The organism is Mesorhizobium sp. M1A.F.Ca.IN.020.04.1.1 (genome assembly GCF_003997315.1).
Taxonomy (GTDB): Bacteria; Pseudomonadota; Alphaproteobacteria; order Rhizobiales; family Rhizobiaceae; genus Mesorhizobium.
The window spans coordinates 1-20,455 of sequence record NZ_RZSN01000114.1 but is presented as its reverse complement, the minus strand read 5'-3'; the positions used below and the strand labels follow the sequence as shown (position 1 = coordinate 20,455).

General features: G+C 64.8%; 19 protein-coding genes. 4 read left to right on the top strand and 15 right to left on the bottom strand.

Features of this window, described 5'->3' with window-relative positions:
• Positions 1 to 160: 160 nt before the first annotated feature.
• Positions 161 to 601 (top strand): GFA family protein, encoded by a 441-nt coding sequence (locus EOA49_RS21280; RefSeq protein ID WP_067319017.1) that lies wholly within the window; start codon positions 161 to 163, stop codon positions 599 to 601.
• A gap of 19 nt (positions 602 to 620) precedes the next feature.
• On the opposite strand, the gene EOA49_RS21275 is transcribed toward EOA49_RS21280, so the two are convergent.
• The 5 genes from EOA49_RS21275 to EOA49_RS21255 form a co-directional block, all read right to left on the bottom strand.
• The gene (locus EOA49_RS21275; RefSeq protein ID WP_095823547.1) at positions 621 to 1,382 is read right to left on the bottom strand and encodes a glucose 1-dehydrogenase; all 762 of its coding nucleotides are present in this window, start codon (positions 1,380 to 1,382) and stop codon (positions 621 to 623) included.
• 11 nt (positions 1,383 to 1,393) lie between these two features.
• A complete protein-coding gene (locus EOA49_RS21270) occupies positions 1,394 to 2,206 on the bottom strand; it encodes an ABC transporter permease (RefSeq protein WP_127241443.1) in 813 nt (270 codons plus the stop codon).
• Positions 2,206 to 3,069: an ABC transporter permease gene (locus tag EOA49_RS21265; protein WP_095823603.1), complete on the bottom strand. Its 864-nt coding sequence runs from the start codon at positions 3,067 to 3,069 to the stop codon at positions 2,206 to 2,208. The genes EOA49_RS21270 and EOA49_RS21265 overlap by 1 nt, the downstream gene beginning before the upstream one ends.
• Positions 3,070 to 3,143: 74 nt before the next feature.
• Complete coding sequence (locus tag EOA49_RS21260; RefSeq protein ID WP_095800622.1) at positions 3,144 to 4,307, bottom strand: spermidine/putrescine ABC transporter substrate-binding protein; 1,164 nt, start codon at positions 4,305 to 4,307, stop codon at positions 3,144 to 3,146.
• Positions 4,288 to 5,424 (bottom strand): ABC transporter ATP-binding protein, encoded by a 1,137-nt coding sequence (locus tag EOA49_RS21255; RefSeq protein WP_127240028.1) that lies wholly within the window; start codon positions 5,422 to 5,424, stop codon positions 4,288 to 4,290. The genes EOA49_RS21260 and EOA49_RS21255 overlap by 20 nt, the downstream gene beginning before the upstream one ends.
• Before the next feature lie 119 nt (positions 5,425 to 5,543).
• Here EOA49_RS21255 and EOA49_RS21250 point away from each other — a divergent pair, with 119 nt between their 5' ends.
• From EOA49_RS21250 to EOA49_RS21240, 3 genes are all read left to right on the top strand, one after another.
• Entirely contained in the window at positions 5,544 to 6,353 is an 810-nt protein-coding gene (locus EOA49_RS21250) for a helix-turn-helix transcriptional regulator (protein WP_127240027.1), read from the top strand.
• A 201-nt stretch (positions 6,354 to 6,554) separates the two neighbouring features.
• Positions 6,555 to 7,253: a GntR family transcriptional regulator gene (locus EOA49_RS21245; protein WP_095823551.1), complete on the top strand. Its 699-nt coding sequence runs from the start codon at positions 6,555 to 6,557 to the stop codon at positions 7,251 to 7,253.
• Positions 7,254 to 7,542: 289 nt separating this feature from the next.
• Complete coding sequence (locus tag EOA49_RS21240; RefSeq protein ID WP_067319031.1) at positions 7,543 to 8,898, top strand: glutamine synthetase family protein; 1,356 nt, start codon at positions 7,543 to 7,545, stop codon at positions 8,896 to 8,898.
• Positions 8,899 to 8,910: 12 nt separating this feature from the next.
• Here EOA49_RS21240 and EOA49_RS21235 read toward each other — a convergent pair whose 3' ends face one another.
• The 10 genes from EOA49_RS21235 to EOA49_RS33115 form a co-directional block, all read right to left on the bottom strand.
• Positions 8,911 to 9,900, bottom strand: coding sequence for an ABC transporter permease (locus EOA49_RS21235; protein WP_127217235.1), 990 nt, complete (start codon positions 9,898 to 9,900; stop codon positions 8,911 to 8,913).
• A complete protein-coding gene (locus EOA49_RS21230; protein WP_127240026.1) occupies positions 9,897 to 11,417 on the bottom strand; it encodes a sugar ABC transporter ATP-binding protein in 1,521 nt (506 codons plus the stop codon). Before EOA49_RS21230 ends, EOA49_RS21235 begins: the two co-directional genes overlap by 4 nt.
• A 64-nt stretch (positions 11,418 to 11,481) precedes the next feature.
• Positions 11,482 to 12,474, bottom strand: a complete 993-nt coding sequence (locus EOA49_RS21225; RefSeq protein ID WP_082953661.1) for a substrate-binding domain-containing protein — start codon at positions 12,472 to 12,474, stop codon at positions 11,482 to 11,484.
• An 85-nt stretch (positions 12,475 to 12,559) separates the two neighbouring features.
• A complete protein-coding gene (locus EOA49_RS21220; RefSeq protein WP_066990055.1) occupies positions 12,560 to 13,336 on the bottom strand; it encodes an SDR family oxidoreductase in 777 nt (258 codons plus the stop codon).
• Between the two features lie 2 nt (positions 13,337 to 13,338).
• Positions 13,339 to 14,502, bottom strand: coding sequence for a galactonate dehydratase (gene dgoD / locus EOA49_RS21215; protein WP_245299514.1), 1,164 nt, complete (start codon positions 14,500 to 14,502; stop codon positions 13,339 to 13,341).
• 90 nt (positions 14,503 to 14,592) lie between these two features.
• Positions 14,593 to 15,336, bottom strand: a complete 744-nt coding sequence (locus tag EOA49_RS21210) for a FadR/GntR family transcriptional regulator (RefSeq protein ID WP_082953630.1) — start codon at positions 15,334 to 15,336, stop codon at positions 14,593 to 14,595.
• A 169-nt stretch (positions 15,337 to 15,505) separates the two neighbouring features.
• Complete coding sequence (locus EOA49_RS21205; protein WP_067319633.1) at positions 15,506 to 16,147, bottom strand: ThuA domain-containing protein; 642 nt, start codon at positions 16,145 to 16,147, stop codon at positions 15,506 to 15,508.
• A 203-nt stretch (positions 16,148 to 16,350) separates the two neighbouring features.
• Entirely contained in the window at positions 16,351 to 17,526 is a 1,176-nt protein-coding gene (locus EOA49_RS21200; protein WP_127240025.1) for an acetate/propionate family kinase, read from the bottom strand.
• Between the two features lie 59 nt (positions 17,527 to 17,585).
• Complete coding sequence (locus EOA49_RS21195) at positions 17,586 to 19,967, bottom strand: phosphoketolase family protein (RefSeq protein WP_127240024.1); 2,382 nt, start codon at positions 19,965 to 19,967, stop codon at positions 17,586 to 17,588.
• 249 nt (positions 19,968 to 20,216) lie between these two features.
• On the bottom strand, positions 20,217 to 20,455 hold a 239-nt coding region (locus EOA49_RS33115; RefSeq protein ID WP_206520202.1), incomplete at its 5' end, for a hypothetical protein.

Here is a 20,455-nt window from a genome sequence, read left to right as displayed (position 1 = left end):
TGGTTTGACCGATCGTTGCTTCCGGCGCAAGCCCGCCCGCTGGGGCCGCTCCGCGCGTTGCCCGCCCGAAGGAACTCGCTGCCGGTTTTGATGTTCCCACTGAGCACGCCACCGGCGCACAGCGCGGCCGACGGAATTCAGCACGATCAGGAGCGATGGGATGGAAGGCAGGATCGAAACGGGGGCATGTTTTTGCGGGGCGATCGCGGCCGAGATGCAGGGCGATCCGTTCTGGACCTGCTTCGACCATGATGACGACTGCCGCCGGGCGATCGGAAGCCCGCTGACCATCTGGATCGGTTACCGGCCGGACCAGATCCGCTTGACCCGCGGCCAGCCCAGGGAATTCTCGAAGACCCGGGGCATCGTCCGCAGCTTCTGCGAGAAATGTGGCACCTCGATCGCCTATCGCGACGAGGGACTGAACGACGAGCTTTATGTCACGATCGGCTTCTTGGACCATCCGGAGCGGTTTCGGCCACAAGCCCACGCCTATTGGCGGCTGCGTCTGCCCTGGCTGGAATTCTCCGACGATCTGCCGCGTATCGACACCTACTCGCGACGTCGCGATCCGGCATTCGGAAATCCAGTCGACCGGTAGATCGCTCGCCAAGCGCGCCTCAGCCGATGCTTTCGCCGCCGTCGACGACCAGCGCCTGGCCGGTCATGAAGGACGAGCGGTCGGAGACCAGGAACAGGATTGCTTCGGCGATTTCCTGCGCGCTCGCCCAGCGCCCCATCGGGATCTTGGTCCGGACATAGTTTTCGATCGCGTTGCGTCCGCCCATCTGGGTGATGAACGGCTCGTTGAACGGCGTGTCGACCCAGCCCGGACAGAGCGCGTTGATGCGCACATTGTGCTTGGCGTAGTCGAGCGACATCTGCCTGGTCATCGCCACCACCGCATGCTTGGACGTAGCATAGGCGATCATCTCGCGATCGTAGAAGACGCCGGAATTGGACGCAGTGTTGAGTATGACGCCGCCGCCCTGCGCGATCATCGCCGGCATGACGGTCTTCGCCGCGAGGAACTGCGCCCGCACATTGATCCGCCACGACGCATCCATGCCGTCGGTGCTGACTTCCGTCAGCGTGCCGCCGACCTGGATGCCGGCATGGCTGTGCAGGATATCGATCCGGCCGTGCTTGCCGAGCGTTCCCGCTATGAGGTCCTCGACCGCCGTGTCGTTGGCGACATCAGTCGCAACCGCTTCGGCCCGGCCGCGGGCTGCGCGGATAGCGGCCGCCGTGGCCTCGCCTGCCGCCGGATCCCGGTCGGCGATCACCACGACAGCCCCTTCCCGCGCCATGATCATGGCGCCGGCGCGCCCGATGCCCGACCCGGCGCCCGTCACCACGGCGATGCGATCTTTCAAAATCATGGATCTGTCTTTCACGGCAATGGTTTTCGTCGGCCGAGCTGCCATTGCGCGAGCAGGACGAGCAGCACCGAGGCGGCGAGCACGATCGTCGCGATGGCGTTGATCTCCGGCGTCACGCCGCGTCGGATCGAGGCAAAGACATAGATCGGCAAGGTCGTCTGCGCGCCGGCGACGAAGAAGGCGATGATGAAGTCGTCGAAGGAGAAGGTGAAGGCGAGCAGGAAGCCGGCGATCACCGCCGGCATGATCTGCGGCAGCACGATCGAGCGGAACGTCGTCAGCGGTGTTGCATAGAGATCGCTCGAGGCCTCGACCAGGTTGCGGTCGAGGCTGCTGAGCCGCGTGCCGACGATCATCGTCACCAGCGCCATCGAGAACAGGCCGTGCGCGGCGATGATCGAGCCGTAGCCGAGCGCCAGGCGCGGCGGCTGGTCGGTCGGCCAAACCGAAGCGAGGAACGGATTGACGGCGGCGAAGAGCTGCACCAGGGCCACCAGCGTCGAAATGCCAATGACGACGCCCGGCACAACGATCGCGGCACCCAGCAACGCGTCGAACACGCCCCTTGTCCGCGCGCCGACACGCTGCAGCCCGAGCGCCGCGGCCGTGCCGCAGAAAGCCGCGAGCAGCGCGCTGGTGGTGGCGATGAACAGGCTGTTCTTCAGCGCCTCGACCAGGAACGGGTTCGACAGCGCTTTGCCGTACCATTGCTCGGAGAAGCCGGTGAACTCGCTGGCGTGATGGCCGGCATTGAACGAGAACAGCACGACCAGCGCGATCGGCAGATAAAGGAAGGCAAAGACGGCAACGACGAAGGCGCGCATCAGATTAGGTCCACGCGGCGGGCGCCCGAAAGCCGGGTCGAGAGGCGGTTGGCGATGATCAGCACCACGACCGAGACCAGCACCAGCGTGATGGCAATCGCCGATCCGAACGGCCAGTTGCGTGACTGCAAGAAGAGGTCGACCAAGGCGTTGCCGATGAAGAACACCTTGCCGCCGCCAAGCAGCGTCGGGATCAGATACTCGCCGAGCAGCAGGATCATCACCAGCGAGAAGCCGGTCATCACGCCCGGCAGCGACAGCCGGAGCGTGACGCCGAGGAAGGTCGATAGCGGCGTAGCACCCAGATCGGCGGACGCCTCGAGCAGCCGCCGGTCGAGCCGTTCGAGGCTGACATAAATCGGCAGGATCATCAGCGGAAGATAGCCATAGACGATGCCGAGCAGCACGGCGCCAGGCGTGTTGATCAGCCTGAGATCCTCGATGCCTATATAGGCGAGCAGGGCGGGAATGCCGCGCCCGCCAAGGATGTACATCCAGGCATAGGTGCGCATCAGAAGGCTGGTCCAGAACGGGATGACGATCAGCGCGAGCAGGATCAACCGCCAGCGCTGCGGCGCGCGCAGCGCCAGGTAATAGGCGACGGGATAGGCAACGAGGAGGCAGGCCAGCGCGCCGACCGGCGCCAGCACCATCGTGTTCCAGAAGGCGGTCGCCCGTGCCGGCAGGTTGGCATATTGAGCGAAGGTGAACGCTGCCTGGTAGCCGCCCTCGGGTGCCCGCTCACCGACGCTGAAGACGGCGATGGCGACGAACGGCAAGACCAGGAACACGACGAGCCACAGCGTCGCCGGAGCGAGCAGTAGGGCGGTCAGGAGATTTTTGCGAAGGAGACTGCCGCGCATTGAAAAAGCCGCTTCGGCGCCGGCGGGCCTCTGCCCGCCGGCGGTAAGAACTTGACCGGAGTTGATGCCCTGATTCACGCGGCCTTGAAGCGCGCCATCAGCTCGGCGCGGCCCGGATCGGTGAGCGTCGCGGCGGCGCCGAACTCGAGCGGCTTCAGAAGCTCGGCGGCCGGATAGAGGATCGGGTTCTCGAGCACCTCCTTCGGCAGCAGCGCATTGACCCGCGCGTCGGTCGAAGGCGCGCCATTGGCCAGATGCTCCTTGACGGCGACCTTCGGGTTCATCAGGTAGTTGAGCAGCGCATAGCCGGCCGGCTTGTTCGGCGCGTCCTTCGGGATGGCGTAGAAGTCGGTCCAGATCTCGCCGCCCTCCTTGCCGAGCACATAGGCGATCTCAGGAATATCGCGATGAAGCTGCGCGCCGTCATTGGTCCAGCACATCGTCATCCAGGCGTCGCCCGAGCGCATCGACGGCTGATAGTCGCTCGACACCGCGAAGAGATGCGGCTTGACTTTGAGCAGCAGTTCCTCGGCCTTGGCGAGCTCGTCCTGCTTCAGCGAGTTGAACGAGTAGCCGTGATATTTCAGCGCATTGCCGATCGTGGTCAGCTGGTAGTCATGCACCATGGTGCGGCCGTCGCCTTCCGCCATGGCAGTATCCCAGAATTCCTTCCAGCTCGACATCGGCTTGGCGAGCTTCTTGGTGTTGACGGCAAAGCCGGTCGTGCCCCAGTTCTTCGGCACGGCGTAGATCGTGCCGTCGATCGTGCCTTCCGCGGTGAAGCGGGCATCTTCCTTGCTGCCGTCGAAATTGCCGAGCTTGGCCATGTCCAGCGGCTCGATGATGCCGAGCTTCTTATAGGTCGAGATGGTGTAGTTGGTCGGCACGAACAGGCTCCAGCCCGAGCCGCCGGCCTGCAGCTTGGCCAGCATCTCTTCGTTCGAACCGAAGACGTTGACCTCGACGGCCACGCCCGTCTCGGCCTTGAAGTTCTCGAAGGTCTGCGGGTCGTGATAGTTCGGCCAGGTGGCGATAGACATGCGGTCGCCGAGGTTCTCGGCAGCAAAGGCCGGTGTCGGCCTGATGCCGAGCTCGCGCGCCATCACCGCGGTCGCGACACCGAGGCCGGTGAGGCCGAGGAAGTCGCGCCGGCTGATCGAGCCGCGCTTCAGGCGCATCAATTGGTCGACGAATTTTTCGGGGCTTATCGGCAGTCCGTCACGATAGGATTTTGACATGTTGGTCTTCCCTCTGGTTGGTCCCGTTGTTCTTAGGTTGCGGAAACGCCAGCGGCGCTCCGGCGGCGAAGCCGATGGCGACGGGTTCGCCCGGCTTGAAAAGGTTGCCCCGGCCAGTCACGTGATCGGCCTTGGTAAGCAATGATCCAATGCCCTGCACTTCGATCGCGTATTCCGCGGTCGAGCCAAGAAAGATGCGGTTACGGACAATGCCCTTGAGACCGCCGCCTCCGGGCGCCGAGAGGCTGAGCGATTCCGGCCGAAGGCTGACGGATACGGCCTCGCCCCGGCTGAGCGGTACCCGCTTGCGCGCCGAAATCACCGTGCCGTCGGCGAGCGCCACATCGACGAGGTCGCCGGAGAGCCCGGCCACCTTGCCGCTGAGCAGATTCGTCTTGCCGACGAAATCGGCAACGAACAGATCGGCCGGCTCGTCATAGATCTCGCTCGGCTGGCCGAGTTGCACCACGCGGCCGCCATTCATGACGCACACGAAGTCGCTCATCGACAGCGCCTCCTCCTGGTCGTGGGTGACCAGAACGAAGGTGATGCCGATTTCGCGCTGCAGGTTCTGCAGCTCGATCTGCATGTCTGTGCGCAGCTTCTTGTCGAGCGCCGCCAGGGGCTCGTCGAGCAGCAGCACCGCAGGCTTGTTGACCAGCGCCCGGGCGAGCGCGACGCGCTGCTGCTGGCCGCCGGAAAGCTCGTGAATCTTGCGGCGTCCGTAGCCCGCAAGCTGCACCATGGCCAACGCCTCACCTGCCTTCAGGCTGATCTCGCGCGACGACAGACGCGGCCTTGCCTGGCGCAGTCCGTAGGAGATGTTCTCCTCGACATCGAGATGCGGAAACAGCGCGTACTGCTGGAACACCATGTTGACCGGACGCCGGTAAGGCGGCGTTCCGGCCATGTCGCGGCCGCGGATCAGCACCTGGCCCTCGCTCGGCTGCTCGAAGCCGCCGATCATGCGCAGGCATGTCGTCTTGCCGCAGCCGGATGGTCCGAGCAGGGCGACGAAGGCCGCGGGCGGGATGGCAAGGTCGATGCCGCTGACCGCCGTGACGGCGCCGTAGCGCTTGGTGACCGCGCGAAACTCGATATCGGGCACTGCAGTCAAGCCACGGGCTCCAGCGACAGCGTGAGGCAATCTTTGCAAAGCTAGCAGAGCCAATGGCGCCTAGTATATACCTCGCGGGTGGTATATTTAATTGATTTTAGCATTTCGAGGGGTATGAATTGAGCGCCTCCCGCAGCGACGACTACAACGCGCTCGGCGCCGTGATTGCCGCGGCGCGCGAGACCGGCGATCATTTCGGCAAGGCGATCGTCGGCTGGCTGCGCGGGCATGTCCGCTTCGATCACTGCGTCGTCTTCGGCTATCGGGGTGCTGCGCGGCCGCCGCTTCTGTTCGAGACCTTCTCGCCGGCCGAAAGCCACATCTTCGTCGCGCTCTATCAGGAAGGGCCCTATCTGCTCGACCCCTTCCATCACGCCGCGGTCGAGCGCAGGGAAGGCTTCTGGCGCATGCGCGAGTTGGCGCCGGACCGCTTCTATGCCAGCGAGTACTACCGCTCGTACTACAGCCAGACCCGGCTCGCCGAGGAGGTCGGCTTCTTCGTTCCGCTGGCCGGCAAGGATGCGCTGGTGCTGTCGCTGATGCGGCTGCGCGCCTCGGGGCCGTTCGGAACAGCCGACGCTAGGCTGTTGCGCGACATGGCTCCCGCGGTGGTCGGCTTCTGCCGACAGCGCTGGCCAGCCTTGCCTGCCGAAGAGACCACGGTTGCGCCGCCGGGCGAAGCCGCGGCGGTGACCAATGAGCTGGATCGCGCCCACATCTGGAAGAGCCTGTCGCTGACCCCGCGCGAGAAACAGGTCGTCGACCTGGTGCTCCAGGGTCACTCGACGGAATCGATCGCCAGGGCGCTCAGGATCGTCCCAGGGACCGTGAAGGTCCATCGCCGCAACATCTATCGCAAGCTCAAGATCAGGTCGCAGGCCGGCCTCTTCGCGCGCTTCGTCGAGATCATCGACGCGCGCATCGGATAGCGCGTCTCCAGCCAAATGGAACCGCTCCACGGCACGCATGCCGAGGGCGCCGTTCGGGCCAGTCAGGAGGCCGCCCCTGCCTCACTTGCGGCGCCGCGCCTTAACCGTCTATCGTGCGGATCGAGGGCCGCCGGCCAAGTCTCCGGTTGCGGACAGAGCGGCTAAACAGATTTCAGGGACGGACGAAGTAGCGCATAGCCAATGGCCGACAAAACACAATTCGGACTGACTGCCCTCGACACAGTACCGCTGCATGAGAAAGTCTATCTGGAACTGGTGCGGGCGCTGATGTCGGGTCAGCTCCAGCCCGGCCAGAAGCTGACCTCGCGGAAGCTCGCCAAGGAGCTCGGCACCAGCGACATGCCGGTGCGCAGCGCCTTCATGCGGCTGCAGGCGCTCAGGGCGCTGAGCCCGATGCCGAACGGAAGCGTCGAGGTGCCGATGATTTCGGCCGACCGTTTCCAGCAGCTCACCGACGTGCGCATGGTCCTGGAAGGCACGGCCACTGAGCTCGCCACCGGCCTCATCAATGGCAACAATCTGCGCGCCATCCGCCGACATTGCACAGAGCTCACCCAGGCCGCCCGCAGCGGCGACATCGACGATTACCTGCGCAAGAATCACGACTTCAAATTCTCGATCTACCGCCACTGCGGCAACGAGCAGATGATCTTCCTGATCGAGACCGTGTGGATGCAGGTGGGCCCCTTCCTCCGCAACCTGCGCATCGGCTTCGAGGACGACCTCGCCGGCATTCTCGGCATCGACTATCATGAAGAGGTCGTGGCGGCGATCGAGGTCCAGGACGGCGAACGAGCCCGCGCGGCCATCGTGCGCGACATCGACGAGGGCGCGACGCACATTCTCAAACAGATCAAGTTTCCTGAATTGCGGCACTAGTGCCTCAGCGTAGATCGAGGGATTGCCCTCGGCCATCACGATACTGGCAGCCAGATCACCGTTGACCGCGCAAATGCCCCCTTGGCTTTCCCCTAGCGGCCAGCTATGTTGCGATCGCAGATCGCAGCTATGGACCCAAAATGCCGCCCGATATCCCAGCTAGTGAATTGAAAAAATGAAGGAACATCGCCTGGAACCATCCGTGGCGACCTTCATAAACTCACAAGCTGTAGAATGGATATCGTAGCCGGAACGGCTGCAGCACCTCCGAAAGAACAGGGGCTGGAAATTGGGCGATGCAATTGCGGACGTTTTGAACTGGCTTGAAAGCAGAAGCGACATCCAGAGCCTGCGGGCCGCGGTGTGCGACCTGAACGGCATCATGCGCGGCAAGCGCATCCCGGTCGAGCAGGCGCGCAAGGCGCTCGAAGGCAAGCTGCGCATGCCTTATTCGCTGATCGGGCTCGACATCTGGGGAGAGGACATCGAAGGCAACGCCCAGGTTTTCTCGACCGGTGACGCCGACGGGCTTTGCCATTGGACCGGACGCGGCATCCTGCCCGTCAACTGGACGGCGCATCCGACGGCGCTTTTGCCCCTGTGGCTCGCCGACGAGGCCGGCGCACCCTATCTCGGCGATCCGCGCCGCGCGCTCGCCCGCATCCTCGACCGCTACGCAGCGCTTGGTCTGACGCCGGTTACCGCGACCGAGCTTGAATTCTATCTCGTCGATCCGACATCGCAGCGTCCGGTCGGTCCTGTCTCGCCGGTCACCGGCCGGCGTCTCGATTCCGATGCGGCGCTTTCGATCGACGAAATCGACGATTTCGAAGGCTTCATCCACGACATCTACGAAGCCTGCCGCATGCAGGGCATTCCGGTCGATACGGCGATCGCCGAGAACGGCGTCGGCCAGTTCGAGATCAACCTCAACCACGTTCCGGATGCCTTGCGCGCCGCGGACGACGCCGTGCTTTTCAAGCGCACGGTCAAGGGCATCGCGCGCAAGCACGGCTTTGCCGCCTGCTTCATGGCCAAGCCCTATGGCGAGCGCGCCGGCAACGGTTTCCATGTTCATTTCAGCGTGCTCGACAAGGACGGCCGCAACATCTTCGACGACGGCAGCGACCAGGGCTCCGACACCATGCGCCACGCCGTCGGCGGCCTGCTCGCGGCCATGGCCGAAAGCACGCTGGTGTTCGCGCCGCATTTCAATTCTTATCGCCGGCTGCGGCCACGGTCCTATGCGCCGACGGCTGTCGCCTGGGGCTACGAAAACCGCATGGTGGCGATCCGCATTCCAGGCGGCCCGTCTGCCGCGCGCCGCATCGAGCATCGCGTTTCCGGGGCCGACGCCAATCCCTATCTGGTGCTGGCGGCGATCCTGGGTGCCGCGCTAATGGGCATCGAGCGGCAGCTGTCGCCCGGCGAGCCGACCGGCGGCGAGGGACAGGGCCTGACGCTTGCCAAGCTGCCGCCTGACTGGGCCTCGGCGATCGCCGCCTTCGAGACCGGCAAGCGCGTCGCCGAAATCTTCCCGGCCGTGCTGCGCGACGCTTTCATCGCCTGCAAGCGCCAGGAGCTGAACACCTTCGCGCTCAATGTCAGCGACTTCGAGATCGAGACCTATCTCGAAAGCGTCTAACCCCGCGCGGGGCTATTCTCCCGACCGGGCCCGCTGGCGCTCTTGCACGATGACCGCCAGGATCAAAAGCGCGCCCTTGGCGAGCAGCTGGTAGAAGGTCGGCACGGAGGTCAGGATCATGCCGTTGTTGAGGACGCCGATGATCAGCACCCCTAACATGGCGCCGATGATCGTGCCCTTGCCGCCCTGCAGCGCGCAGCCGCCGAGGATCGCGGCGGTGATAGCCTCGAGCTCCAGCCCCTGGCTGCCGGAGGCGGGCTGTCCGGACATGGTGCGGCTGGCGAGCACCAGACCCGCCACCGCCGCGGCGAAGCCGCTCATCGCATAGATCGAGATCTGGTAGCGGCGGATCGGGATGCCGGCGAGCCGCGCCACCGTCGGATTGCCGCCGAGCGCGTAGATGTTGCGGCCGACGACCGTCTCACGGGTGAAAACGATGAAAGCCGCCATCGCCGCGATCAGCAGCCAGATGGCGAAGGGCAGCCCGGACAGCGTGCCGATGCCCAGCGCGCGCAGGCTGTCGCCGGTGATCGGTATGGAATTGCCGTTGTTCATCAGATAGGCGAGGCCGCGGAAGGCCGACATCGTGCCAAGCGTCGCGATCACCGCATTGACCGGCCCGTAGACGATGATCAGCCCGTTGACTGCGCCTGCCAGCAATCCGGCGAGCAGGCCGGCGAGGATGCCGGCGGGGATCGAGCCGGTTTCCTGGGCGGCGACGGCCAGCACCATCGTGCTCAGGCCGACGATCGACCCGACCGATATGTCGAGCCCGCCCGATACGATGACGACGGTCTGCGCCATTGCCAGGATGCCGAGAATGGTGACCGCGAGGCCTATGTTGATCAGGTTGCGCGGCGTGAAGAAGACGTCCGGCCTCAACACGCCAAAGATCGCCAGCAGCACGACCAGAGCGATCAGCAGGCTGATGTTTTGCGCGCCGATGCGGCCAAACAGGCTGGCCGGCGCGCGCTCGCGTCCGGCGGTCGCGGTATCGGTCACGACACCCTCCTTTCGATTGCTTTCTTGTCCGAGCGCATGGCCAGTGCCAGCACCGCCTCCTCGCTCGCCTCTTGCCACGGCAGCTCGCCGCTGATGCTGCCGCTCTGCATGACCAGGATGCGGTCGGCAAGGCCGAGCAGCTCCGGCATCTCCGAGGAGATGAGCAGGATGGCGAGGCCCTGGTCGGCCAGGCTTTCGATGAGCCTGTAGATCTCCGCCTTGGCGCCGACATCGATGCCGCGCGTCGGCTCGTCGAGGATCAGGACCGCCGGCCCCCGTGCCTGCCAGCGCGCGAAGACGACTTTCTGCTGGTTGCCGCCGGACAATTTCCCGACGGCCTGCTCGATCGACGGCGTCTTGACCCGGAGCTCGGCGACATGGCGGGCGACCAGCGCGCGCTCGCGCCTGCGGCTGAAGAAGCCGTAGCGCGACACCTTGTCGGGTACCACGAGGCTGACATTGTCGCGCACCGCCTGCATCAAAAGCAAGGCCTCCTGCTTGCGGTCCTCCGGCACCAGCCCGATTCCGGCGGCAACCGCATCCGCCGGCTCGCGCGGCCTGTAAGGCCGGCCGCCGACGGCCATCCGCCCGGAGAGCAGTGGATCGAGGCCGACGACGGCGCGCGCGACTTCCGTCCGTCCCGCGCCGACCAATCCGCCCAGGCCGACGATCTCGCCTGCCCTGACCTCGAAGCTGATCCCGTCGACGCGGCGTGTCGTGACGCCTTCGAGCGCCAGCCGGACCGGCCCGAGCGCGCGCACTTTTCGGTTGAACAGGTCGCTTACCGGCCTGCCGACCATCAGCCGCACCATGCGCTGCTCGTCGAGCGCCGCGATTGGTTCGTCGGCGACGCGGCTGCCGTCGCGCATCACCACGCACCGATCGGCAAGCTCGATGATCTCGCGCAGCCGGTGCGAGATGTAGATCACCGCGACGCCGTCGGCCTTCAGGCGCCGGATGACGCGGAACAGCCGTTGCGCCTCGTCCTCCGTCAAAGACGAGGTCGGCTCGTCGAAGGCAAGCAGCCGCGCGCCCGGCCGCAGCGCGCGCATGATTTCGATCAGCTGCCTGAGCGCCGGGCTCAGGCCATGGCAGCGCTGCCCGGGCGAAAGCACGTCGACCACGCCAAAGGTGCGCAACAGGTCGAGACTGCGTCTTTCGAGATCAGCGCGGTCGAGAAAAATTGCGCCCCGCGCCTTGATGTCGCCGATGAAGATGTTTTCCGCCACCGTAAGCTCCGGGATGATCTCCGGCTCCTGGTGGATGACGCGGATGCCCGAGCCGTGTGCGGCGCGCGGCGAGCTGAGCTGCACCGGCTGCCCGTCGACCAGGACCCGGCCACTATCCGGCCGATGCTCGCCCTCCAGCACGCGCATCAGCGTCGACTTGCCGGCGCCGTTCTCGCCGATCAGCGCGGTGATCTCGCCGACGTTGAAAGCGACCGACACGTCGCGCAGCGCCTGCACGGCGCCGAAGCGCTTGCTGACGCCTTCGACGGCAACGACGGGCACGGTCATGGGCGGGAGACTCCCTTTGAAGCCGCCCGCCCAAAGGCCATCCGCCCCGAGCCCGAAAGGGAGCCTAGGACTTGCAACCGAGAGTGTCCTTGAACTTGGCGAAGTTCTCGCCGCTGATCAGCGTGGCGTCCTGGAAATAGTCCTTCTGCATCTCCTTGCCGGTAGCTTGGTCGTAGAGCGCCTGGATAGCGGCGGCGCCGTGCTTGGCGCTGTCCAGCCACATCGTGCCGCGGAAGCCCGTCGGCTTGCCGGAACCGAAGGCCTCGCAGGAGCGGGAACCGTCGATGCCGATGCCGATGACGTTCTCCGGCTTCATGCCGGCATTCTCCGTGGCGCGCACGCCGCCAAGCACGCCGTCGTCATTGCAGGAGTAGAAGATCCACTTCTCGGCGTCCGGATTGGCTGTCAGCGTCGTCGACACGACATCGATCGAGTTAACCATCGTGTTGTCATAGGGAATCGAGACGATGCGCGACTTGATCTCCGGGATCGCTGCGACCAGCGCTTCCTCCGCGCCCTTGTTGCGGCGCATGCAGGTGTCGGCCTTCTGGTCCTCGATCGAGCCCACGCGCACCTTGGAGAGGTCCTTGTCCCAGCCTTCGGCCTTGACGATGCGGGCAATCTCGCCGCCGACCTGCTTGCCGATGTTGAGCGCGTTCATGCCGACATAGGCGACCGGCGTGCCGTCGGCGAAGGCGATGTCGTCGTCGACAGCAATCAGGCCGATCTTGGCGGCCTTTGCTTTGTCGGCGACGACCGGGCCGAGCGAGCGGTCCGGCACCACCACGGCGATGCCCTTGACGCCGTCGCCGACATAGGTGTCGAAGGTGGTGACGGCGAGGTTGGCGTCGAACTGAACGTCCTGGACAAGCAGGTCGACGCCGAGCTCGGCGGCCTTGTCCTTGGCACCCTTCACCTCGCGGACGAACCAGGGATGGTCGCCCATCTTGTTGATATAGCCGAACTTCATCTTGTCCTGCGCGCCGGCGCCATGGACCGTCAGCGCGACGGCTGCGGTCGCGGCCACAGCAAGCCACGTCCTGATCATGCGTTTCATGGTTTCCTCCTCAATATCGATCCCGGCCGGCGGGAGTCCTTTTTGCTTGAAGACGTTTCCGGCGACCGGCCGCCGGTGCGAAACCTCATTCGTGGTAGAGAACCGAGCGCCCGCCATCGATGACGATGCAGGCGGCGTTGATGAACGGGGCCTCGTCGGAGCCGAGGAAGACGGCAGTCATCGCCACCTCCTCCGGCCGCCCGATGCGGCGCGGCGGGTGCAGGTCGTAGGTGCGCTGGCGCTCCGCCTGCGGATCAGGAAAGGTGTTCCAGTAGTCGACCGCGATCTGCGTCTCGATGTAGCCGGGTGCGATCGCGTTCACGCGAACACCTTCGGCCGCGTATTGAACCCCGAGCGATCGTACCAGGCCGAGCAGTCCGTGCTTGGCAACCGGATAGGGAAAGGTCGAGGGGATGATCGCGAAAGAATGGCACGAAGCGATCGCCACGATCGAACCCTGCGTCTGAGCCCGCATCGCCGGCAGCACGGCGCGCGCCGAATACCACACCCCGTCGAGATCGACGGCAAAGCAGCGCCGCCATTCCTCTTCCGTGGTTTCCAGCGGCTCGTGGAAAACGTTGATGCCGGCATTGGCGACCAGCACGTCGATGCGGCCGAAGGTGGCAAGCGCTTGCTCGGCCATCGCTTTGCAGGATGCGATATCGGCGACGTCGGTCTCCACGAACAGCGCCCGAGCGCCGGCTTCGACCAGCGACGCGGCAACGCTCTTTCCGCTGAGCGCATCCTTTTCGGCCACGACGATGGCCGCACCCTCGGCGGCCATCGCGCGCGCCGTCGCCTCGCCGATGCCGCGCCCGGCGCCGGTGACAATCACCACCTTGTCCTTCAGTCGCCCGGCCATGGTCACCAGTCCACGATGGTGCCGTCGGCAAGGACGGCATTGGTGGTGTGCATGACCTCCGGCCTGTAGGGATGCCGGTCGGCGACCGCTTCGTCGACCTCGACGCCGAGCCCGGGCGCATCCGGCACCTGCCAGCAGCCGTCGATCATGCGGATCGGCCCCTTCACCACCTCGAAATACCAGGGCACGGCACCGACCATCTCTTCCTGGATCAGGTGATTGGGCGTGGAGACCGCGAAATGCAGCGCCGCCGCGCCGGCGATCGGACCGAGCGGATTGTGCGGCGCCACACCGACCGAGACCGCCTCGGCCATGGCGGCGATTTTCTTCGCCTCGAGCAGGCCGCCGCAGTGGCAGATGTCCGGCTGCACGATGTCGACCGCCCTTGCCCGGAAAAGGTCGTCGAATTCGGGACGATCGATCAGCCGCTCGCCGGTGGCGATCGGCACGCGCGATTTGGCGACGAGCTGCGCCAGCGCGCCGGTCTCGCCCGGCGGCAGCGGCTCTTCGACGAACATCGGTCGGTAGGGCGCAAGCGCGTCGATATAGGCGAGCGCGGTGGAGGCCGAGGCGGGACGGCCGTGGAAATCGACCATGATCTCGACTTCGGGACCGACTGTCTTGCGCAGCGCCTCCATTAGGCGGCCGACCTTGTCGACCTCGACGAGCGGCGCATGATAGTGGCTGTAGGGGATGAAGACGGCCTTCAGCGCGCGATAGCCCGTGGCAACCACTTCGGAGGCGCGCCGCACCAACGGCTCGGTCTCCAACGTTTCGTAGACGGCGCGCATGTCGCCGAGGCCGAGATGCGTGTAGACCTTGACCCGGTCGCGCACCTTGCCGCCGAGCAAGCGCCAGACCGGCTGATCGAGCCATTTGCCAAAAATGTCCCAGAGCGCCAGCTCGATGCCGGAAACCGCCGACATGCCGATGACGCCGAGCCGCCAGAACGAGTGCTTTTTGAGGATGCGCACCGCCTGCTCGATGTCGCGCGGGTCGCGGCCGACCAGAAGCGGCGCGAGGTCATTGACGGCGCCGACGACGGCCTGGGTCTTCCATTCCAGCGTCGCCTCGCCCCAACCGTAGAGGCCCGGCTGGTCGGTCTCGACACGCACGAACACCCAGTTGCGCATATCCGCGTTCACGACGCGCGTGGTGATGGCCACGATCCTCAAGCGCAACACCTCCCATGACGCTAATTAGATCATATGAAATTGAAATATCATATGATAAAAAATGGCGTCAAGCCGGAAACGTCACCCTCTGGCGTGAAGATCGTCGGCGGCGATGTCAAGCAGCCTGTTCATGGCGCCGCGGGCGCCGGCGGTATCGCGGACGCGGATCGCCTCCAGCACCGCGACATGCGCCGACAGCGCGCGCGATTGCGCCTCCATCAACGGATTGGTGACCAGGAAAGTGGCGCGCAGGGCAGCTTCCAGCATGCCAACCAGCCCCTTGAGCACGACATTATGGCTGGCGGCGATGACGCCCTTGTGGAAGGCAAGGTCCGCCTGGCAGACCGCGTTGAGGTCGCCCGGGATATTGTCGCGCATGCCGACGACCGCGCGTTCGATTTCGGCGAGATCGGCGGCGCTGGCGCGCCTTGCCGCAAGCTCGGCCGCCGCCGGCTCAAAGATGCGGCGCGCCTCGAGCAGGCCGGAAACCAGCTCCTCGTCATCCTGGATGGAAGGGTGCCAGCCGAGCACCACCGGGTCGAGCAGGCGCCAGCTGTCGCGCGGCAGCACGCGCACGCCCGCCCGCCGCCTGGCCTCGACAAGACCCTTCGCCGACAGCACCTTGACCGCTTCCCGAACCGAGGTGCGGCTGACGCCCAGCATGGCGCAGAGCTCCTCCTCGCGCGGCAAGGCTGCACCGGGAGCATAGTCGCCGCCCAGGATGCGGCTGCCCAGCACGCTGACGACGGCGTTGTGCACGCTTGCGCCGCCCTGGTCGACCGAAGGCATCCACCCGGTTGCGTCCGAAGGAACGATATTTTCCACGCAATCCTCTCCCGATAGAGCAAGTTGCTGCCGGCAGTTGTATGAAAGCTTACGTCTTATGTAAATCACTCATTCATACGATCTGTCATGATCATAGGAGCGGGTCGGTGATGCTTTCGGTTCGGGAAATCCGGCCGCCACCGGCTTCAGCCCGCACCGACGGGCGCGCTCAGCGCGCCGCCCACACAAGTCCGCGGCGCAGGATGGTGCGCATCTGCGGCACCTCGAATTCCTTGGCCGCGTGGCCGAGCGACGAATAGAACACCCGCCCTTTGCCGTGCCGGCGCCTCCAAACCACGGGCATGACAACGCCGGCGATCCACGGCGCGTGCTCGCCCGAGAAGGTGGTGGTCGCCAGCACGTCGTTCGATGGATCGACATGCATGTAATATTGCTCGGAGCGGTATTGGAAATCGTCGATGCCTGCCACGATCGGGTCGTCGCGCCGCACGATATTCACACGATAGTCGATGATGTTGCCGGGATGGGCAACCCACTGGCCGCCGCACATGAACTGGTAGTCCGTCGATTCGCGAAACGCGTCGCCCATGCCGCCGTGATAGCCGCCGAGGCCGACGCCGTTTTCGACCGCTTTGGTGAGGTTCGCCTCTTCGGCCTTGGCGAGCTTGGACATGGTGTAGATCGGCACGATCAGGCTGAGGTCGGCGATCGCCGGGTCGGCGAACACCGCGGTCGTATTTTCCAAGCGCACGGCAAAGCCTTCCTCCTCAAGCATCGCTTTGAGGAGGCGCGCCCCGGCTTCGGGTTCATGCCCTTCCCAGCCGCCCCATACGATCAGTGCCTGCCGCATCTTCCGCTCCTTATGCATTTGGCCGCGCGGCCGGATATAGGGCAGCGAGGCGCCGGGCTGACCATCGCCGAGTCGAGCTTGAAGGGAAAGTGACGCGAACGAAAACGGCCCGCGCGACGCCCGATCGCCCGACGCTCGTCCTGGTTCAGCGGAAGCTCTGCGCCAGTTACCGAGCTGATCCCTGCGATCCTGCCGCGGGGAGATCAGACCGTGTCGAAGTCGAGGAGCTGCGTGGCCACGGCACGTTCCTCGTCGGCCGGAATGACAAGAACATCGACGCTGGACTCTCGCGCGCTGACCAGCGCTTCGCCGCTGCGATTTAAACCATGGTCGACCACGACACCAAGCCAGGCAGCAGCCTCGCAGATCTCTTGCCGGATCTGCCATGCATTTTCGCCGATGCCGGCGGTGAACACGAGCGTGTCGAGGCCTCCAAGCGCGGCCGCGAGCGATCCGATCTCACGTCCGGCGCGATAGACGAAGAGCGCGACGGCACGCGCCGCCGCCGGGTCTTTCGACCCAAGCAGCGCCTGCATGTCTCCGGAAATGCCGGATACGCCCAGCAGACCGGACTGCTCGTAGAGCAATTCGGTCACTCGGTCGGCCGACAGCTTGCGCTCCTGCAGAAGGTGCAGGATCACGCCAGGATCGATGGCGCCGCAACGGGTGCTCATGACGAGGCCGTCAAGCGTCGAAAAACCCATGGTCGTGGCGAGGCTTACTCCTGCCTTCATCGCACACAGGCTCGCGCCGCTGCCGAGATGGGCGGCAATCGTTCGGCCACCGGCACCGTCGCCGTAGCGCTCGCGGAGCTTCGCTGCGATGTGCCTGTAGGAGAGCCCGTGGAAGCCGTAGGAGACGATGCCCTGTTCCGACATCTCTCGCGGCAAGCCATAGAGCCTGGCAAGCTCCGGCCGCGCCGTGTGAAAGGCCGTATCGAAGCAGCCGACCTGCTTGGCTTCGGGCAAAAGCCGACCGGCCAGTTGGACGATCTCCAGGTTGATCGCCTGATGGATCGGTGCGAGCGGCTCAAGCCTATGCAGCGCGTCGAGCGTGCGCTCGTCGAGCAAGGTCGCTTGGGTAAGTTCTTGCCCGCCATGGACGATGCGGTGCCCGACCGTGCCGATCCGGCGCAAAAGAGCGTGATCCTCGAGATAGGAAACTATTGCCTCGAACGCCTTTGCTATCCCGATCGGTTCGTCCCCCAGGCTCCTGTCGATTTCGCGTGACAATTCTGAGGGCGCGACATGCAATCGTGGATGATGTCCGATCGACGACACGCTGCCGCGCACCAGCAGGTGAAGCTCGTCTTGCTGCTGAAACACGGCGAACTTCAGGCTTGAGGAGCCGCCGTTGAGGACGAGAATGGCATCGGTCATGGTCGGCCGGTCCCGGCCAATCGTGCGCTCGTCCATTTGGCCTGGCGCTTCGGCATCGACTACTGCTCCCATTTCCAGCCGAGGACCTCGGGCATGTCCTGCCCATGCTCGCGGATATAGGCCCGGTGCTCGATCAGCTTGCCTTCCATCGCCTGCTTCAGCCGGATATGCGCGCCGGCCGGCTCGGGAATGCGGTCGAGCACGCCCAAGACGAGATGATAGCGGTCGAGGCCATTGAGGACGGTCATGTCGAAGGGCGTCGTCGTCGTCCCTTCCTCATTGTAGCCGCGCACGTGGATGTTGTCGTGGTTGGTCCGCCGGTAAGTCAGGCGATGGATGGTCCATGGATAGCCGTGATACGCGAAGATGACTGGCTTATCGGCCGTGAAAAACGCGTCGAATTCACGATCCGACAGGCCGTGCGGGTGGTGTTCCTTGGGCTGCAAAGTCATCAGGTCGACTATGTTGACCACCCGCACCTTGAGGCCGGGAACGTGGCGTTTCAGAATTTGGACCGCGGCCAGCGTCTCGAGCGTCGGCACGTCGCCGGCGCAGGCCATCACCACATCCGGCTCTGCCCCGCCGTCGGTCGACGCCCACTCCCATATGCCGATACCGGCCTTGCAGTGGACTTTCGCCTCGGTGATCGACAGCCACTGCCACGAATTGGCTTTGCCGGCGACGATCACGTTGATGCGGTTCCATGTCCGAAGCACATGATCCGTCACGCAAAGCAGGCTGTTGGCATCCGCCGGCAGATAGACGCGCACGATGTCCGCCTTCTTGTTCAAGGCGACATCGATGAAGCCCGGATCCTGATGGCTGAAGCCATTGTGCTCCTGCTGCCAGACATGGCTCGACAACAAATAGTTCAAGGACGCAATCGGCCGCCGCCACGGCAGCTTGCCGCAGGCATCCAGCCATTTCGCATGCTGGTTAAACATGGAATCGACAATGTGCGTGAAGGCCTCGTAGCAGGAGAACAGGCCGTGCCGGCCGGTAAGCAGATAGCCTTCCAGCCAGCCCTGACAGGTATGCTCGGACAGGATTTCCAGAACCCTGCCTTCGCGGCCGAGATGCACATCTTCGGGCAGAATCTTTTCCATCCAGGCGCGCTCGGTCACCTCGAAGACGTCCTGCAGCCGGTTCGAAGCCGTCTCGTCGGGACCGACAATGCGGAAGTTTTTGGCGCTTTGGTTCAATGCCATGACGCCGCGCAGGAAACCGCCCATCACACGGGTCGACTCTGCTTTCACGCCGCCGGGCTGCTGGACAGATACGGCATGCTCTTGCAGGCTTGGCAGTTGGAGGGAGCGGCGCAGCAGGCCGCCATTGGCATGCGGATTGGCGCTCATGCGTCTGCCGCCTTGCGGGGCAGTGGCGCGGATCATGGCCACTGGCGCGCCCTCGGCATCGAAAAGCTCTTCGGGCCGATAACTTCTCAGCCACTCCTCGAGCATCTTCAGATGCGCAGGGTTTTCGGCGAGACCGGAGAGCGGAACCTGATGCGCGCGCCAGAATCCTTCGGTCTTCAGCCCGTCGACCTCCTTGGGGCCTGTCCAGCCCTTCGGGCTTCTAAGGATGATCATCGGCCATTTCGGCCGGCCGTCGGCAGTCTCTCCGCCGCTGCGCGCCGCCTGCTGAATTGCCTGGATGCGGTCCAGCGCATCGTCGAGTACGACGGCCATCCGCTCATGCATCAGGGGCGGATCGTCACCCTCGACGAACAGCGGTTCGTAGCCATAGCCGACGAATAGCGCCCGCAATTCTTCGTCAGAGATGCGGGCGAGAATGGTGGGACTGGCGATCTTATAGCCGTTGAGATGGAGGATCGGCAGCACCGCGCCGTCCTGCGCCGGGTTGAGGAACTTGTTACAGTGCCAGGATGTTGCGAGCGGGCCGGTTTCCGCCTCGCCGTCGCCGACGACGCAGGCGACGATAAGATCCGGGTTGTCGAAGGCCGCGCCAAAGGCATGCGAAAGCGCGTAGCCGAGCTCGCCGCCTTCATGGATCGACCCGGGCACATCGGGAGCGGCATGGCTCGGGATGCCTCCCGGAAAGGAAAACTGCCGGAAGAGCGTCCTCATTCCGGCCTCTTCGAGGGAAATATCCGGATTGATCTCGCTATAGGTGCCTTCGAGATAGCTGTTTGCAACCATGGCCGGTCCGCCATGGCCGGGGCCGCAGATGTAAATGACGTTGACATCGCGAAGTCTGATCGCGCGGTTGAGATGCGCGTATATGAAGCTGAGGCCCGGCGAGGTTCCCCAATGCCCAAGCAGCCTGGGCTTGACGTGCGCCAGCCGAAGCGGCTCGCGAAGCAGCGGATTGTCAAGCAGATAGATCTGCCCGACGGTCAGGTAGTTGGCGGCACGCCAGTAGGCATCGATGTCGTGCAGCTCCTGTGCGGACAAGCGATTGGTGCTGGGATGCGTGGTCATGTCCGACTCCTTCGCTGTTCCAAACTCACCCGGCTGAGACACAACGCATGGACGTCGCCGCCGGTTCATGACCGGTCGGCGCCGCGAGCGGGCCCCATTGGGACACGCGGCCCACCGCCAGCACATGAACTGGTAGCTAGCGTCGATGCGCGAAACGCGTCGGGCAATGCCGCGTTATAGCCGCCGAGGCCAGCGCCGTTTCGACCGCTTTGGTGAGGTGGCCTCTTCAGCTTTGCAAGCTTTGCACCATCAGGCCGACTTCGGCACCGCCGGCTCCGCGAAGGCCCCGGTGGTGCTTTCCACGCGCACGGCGAAGCTCTCCTCCTCGAGCATCGTTCCGACGACGCACGCCCGGGCGACCATCGCAGCAAAAAGTCGAGTCGAGCTTGAGGGCAATGTAGGGCCGCAAACGCAAACGGCCTGCGTTGGCGGGCCGTGGATTGGTGTGGGGGACAGGATTTGGCTTTTCTGCCGGCGCTGCGTCGGTT

Excerpts from the sequence above, each read along its gene's own strand:
- EOA49_RS21280 (WP_067319017.1), top strand. The coding sequence starts at position 161 with ATGGAAGGCAGGATCGAAACGGGGGCATGTTTTTGCGGGGCGATCGCG.
- EOA49_RS21275 (WP_095823547.1), bottom strand. The coding sequence starts at position 1,382 with ATGATTTTGAAAGATCGCATCGCCGTGGTGACGGGCGCCGGGTCGGGC.
- EOA49_RS21270 (WP_127241443.1), bottom strand. The coding sequence starts at position 2,206 with ATGCGCGCCTTCGTCGTTGCCGTCTTTGCCTTCCTTTATCTGCCGATC.
- EOA49_RS21265 (WP_095823603.1), bottom strand. The coding sequence starts at position 3,069 with ATGCGCGGCAGTCTCCTTCGCAAAAATCTCCTGACCGCCCTACTGCTC.
- EOA49_RS21260 (WP_095800622.1), bottom strand. The coding sequence starts at position 4,307 with ATGTCAAAATCCTATCGTGACGGACTGCCGATAAGCCCCGAAAAATTC.
- EOA49_RS21245 (WP_095823551.1), top strand. The coding sequence starts at position 6,555 with ATGGCCGACAAAACACAATTCGGACTGACTGCCCTCGACACAGTACCG.
- EOA49_RS21230 (WP_127240026.1), bottom strand. The coding sequence starts at position 11,417 with ATGACCGTGCCCGTCGTTGCCGTCGAAGGCGTCAGCAAGCGCTTCGGC.
- EOA49_RS21225 (WP_082953661.1), bottom strand. The coding sequence starts at position 12,474 with ATGAAACGCATGATCAGGACGTGGCTTGCTGTGGCCGCGACCGCAGCC.
- EOA49_RS21220 (WP_066990055.1), bottom strand. The coding sequence starts at position 13,336 with ATGGCCGGGCGACTGAAGGACAAGGTGGTGATTGTCACCGGCGCCGGG.
- EOA49_RS21205 (WP_067319633.1), bottom strand. The coding sequence starts at position 16,147 with ATGCGGCAGGCACTGATCGTATGGGGCGGCTGGGAAGGGCATGAACCC.
- EOA49_RS21200 (WP_127240025.1), bottom strand. The coding sequence starts at position 17,526 with ATGACCGATGCCATTCTCGTCCTCAACGGCGGCTCCTCAAGCCTGAAG.
- EOA49_RS21195 (WP_127240024.1), bottom strand. The coding sequence starts at position 19,967 with ATGACCACGCATCCCAGCACCAATCGCTTGTCCGCACAGGAGCTGCAC.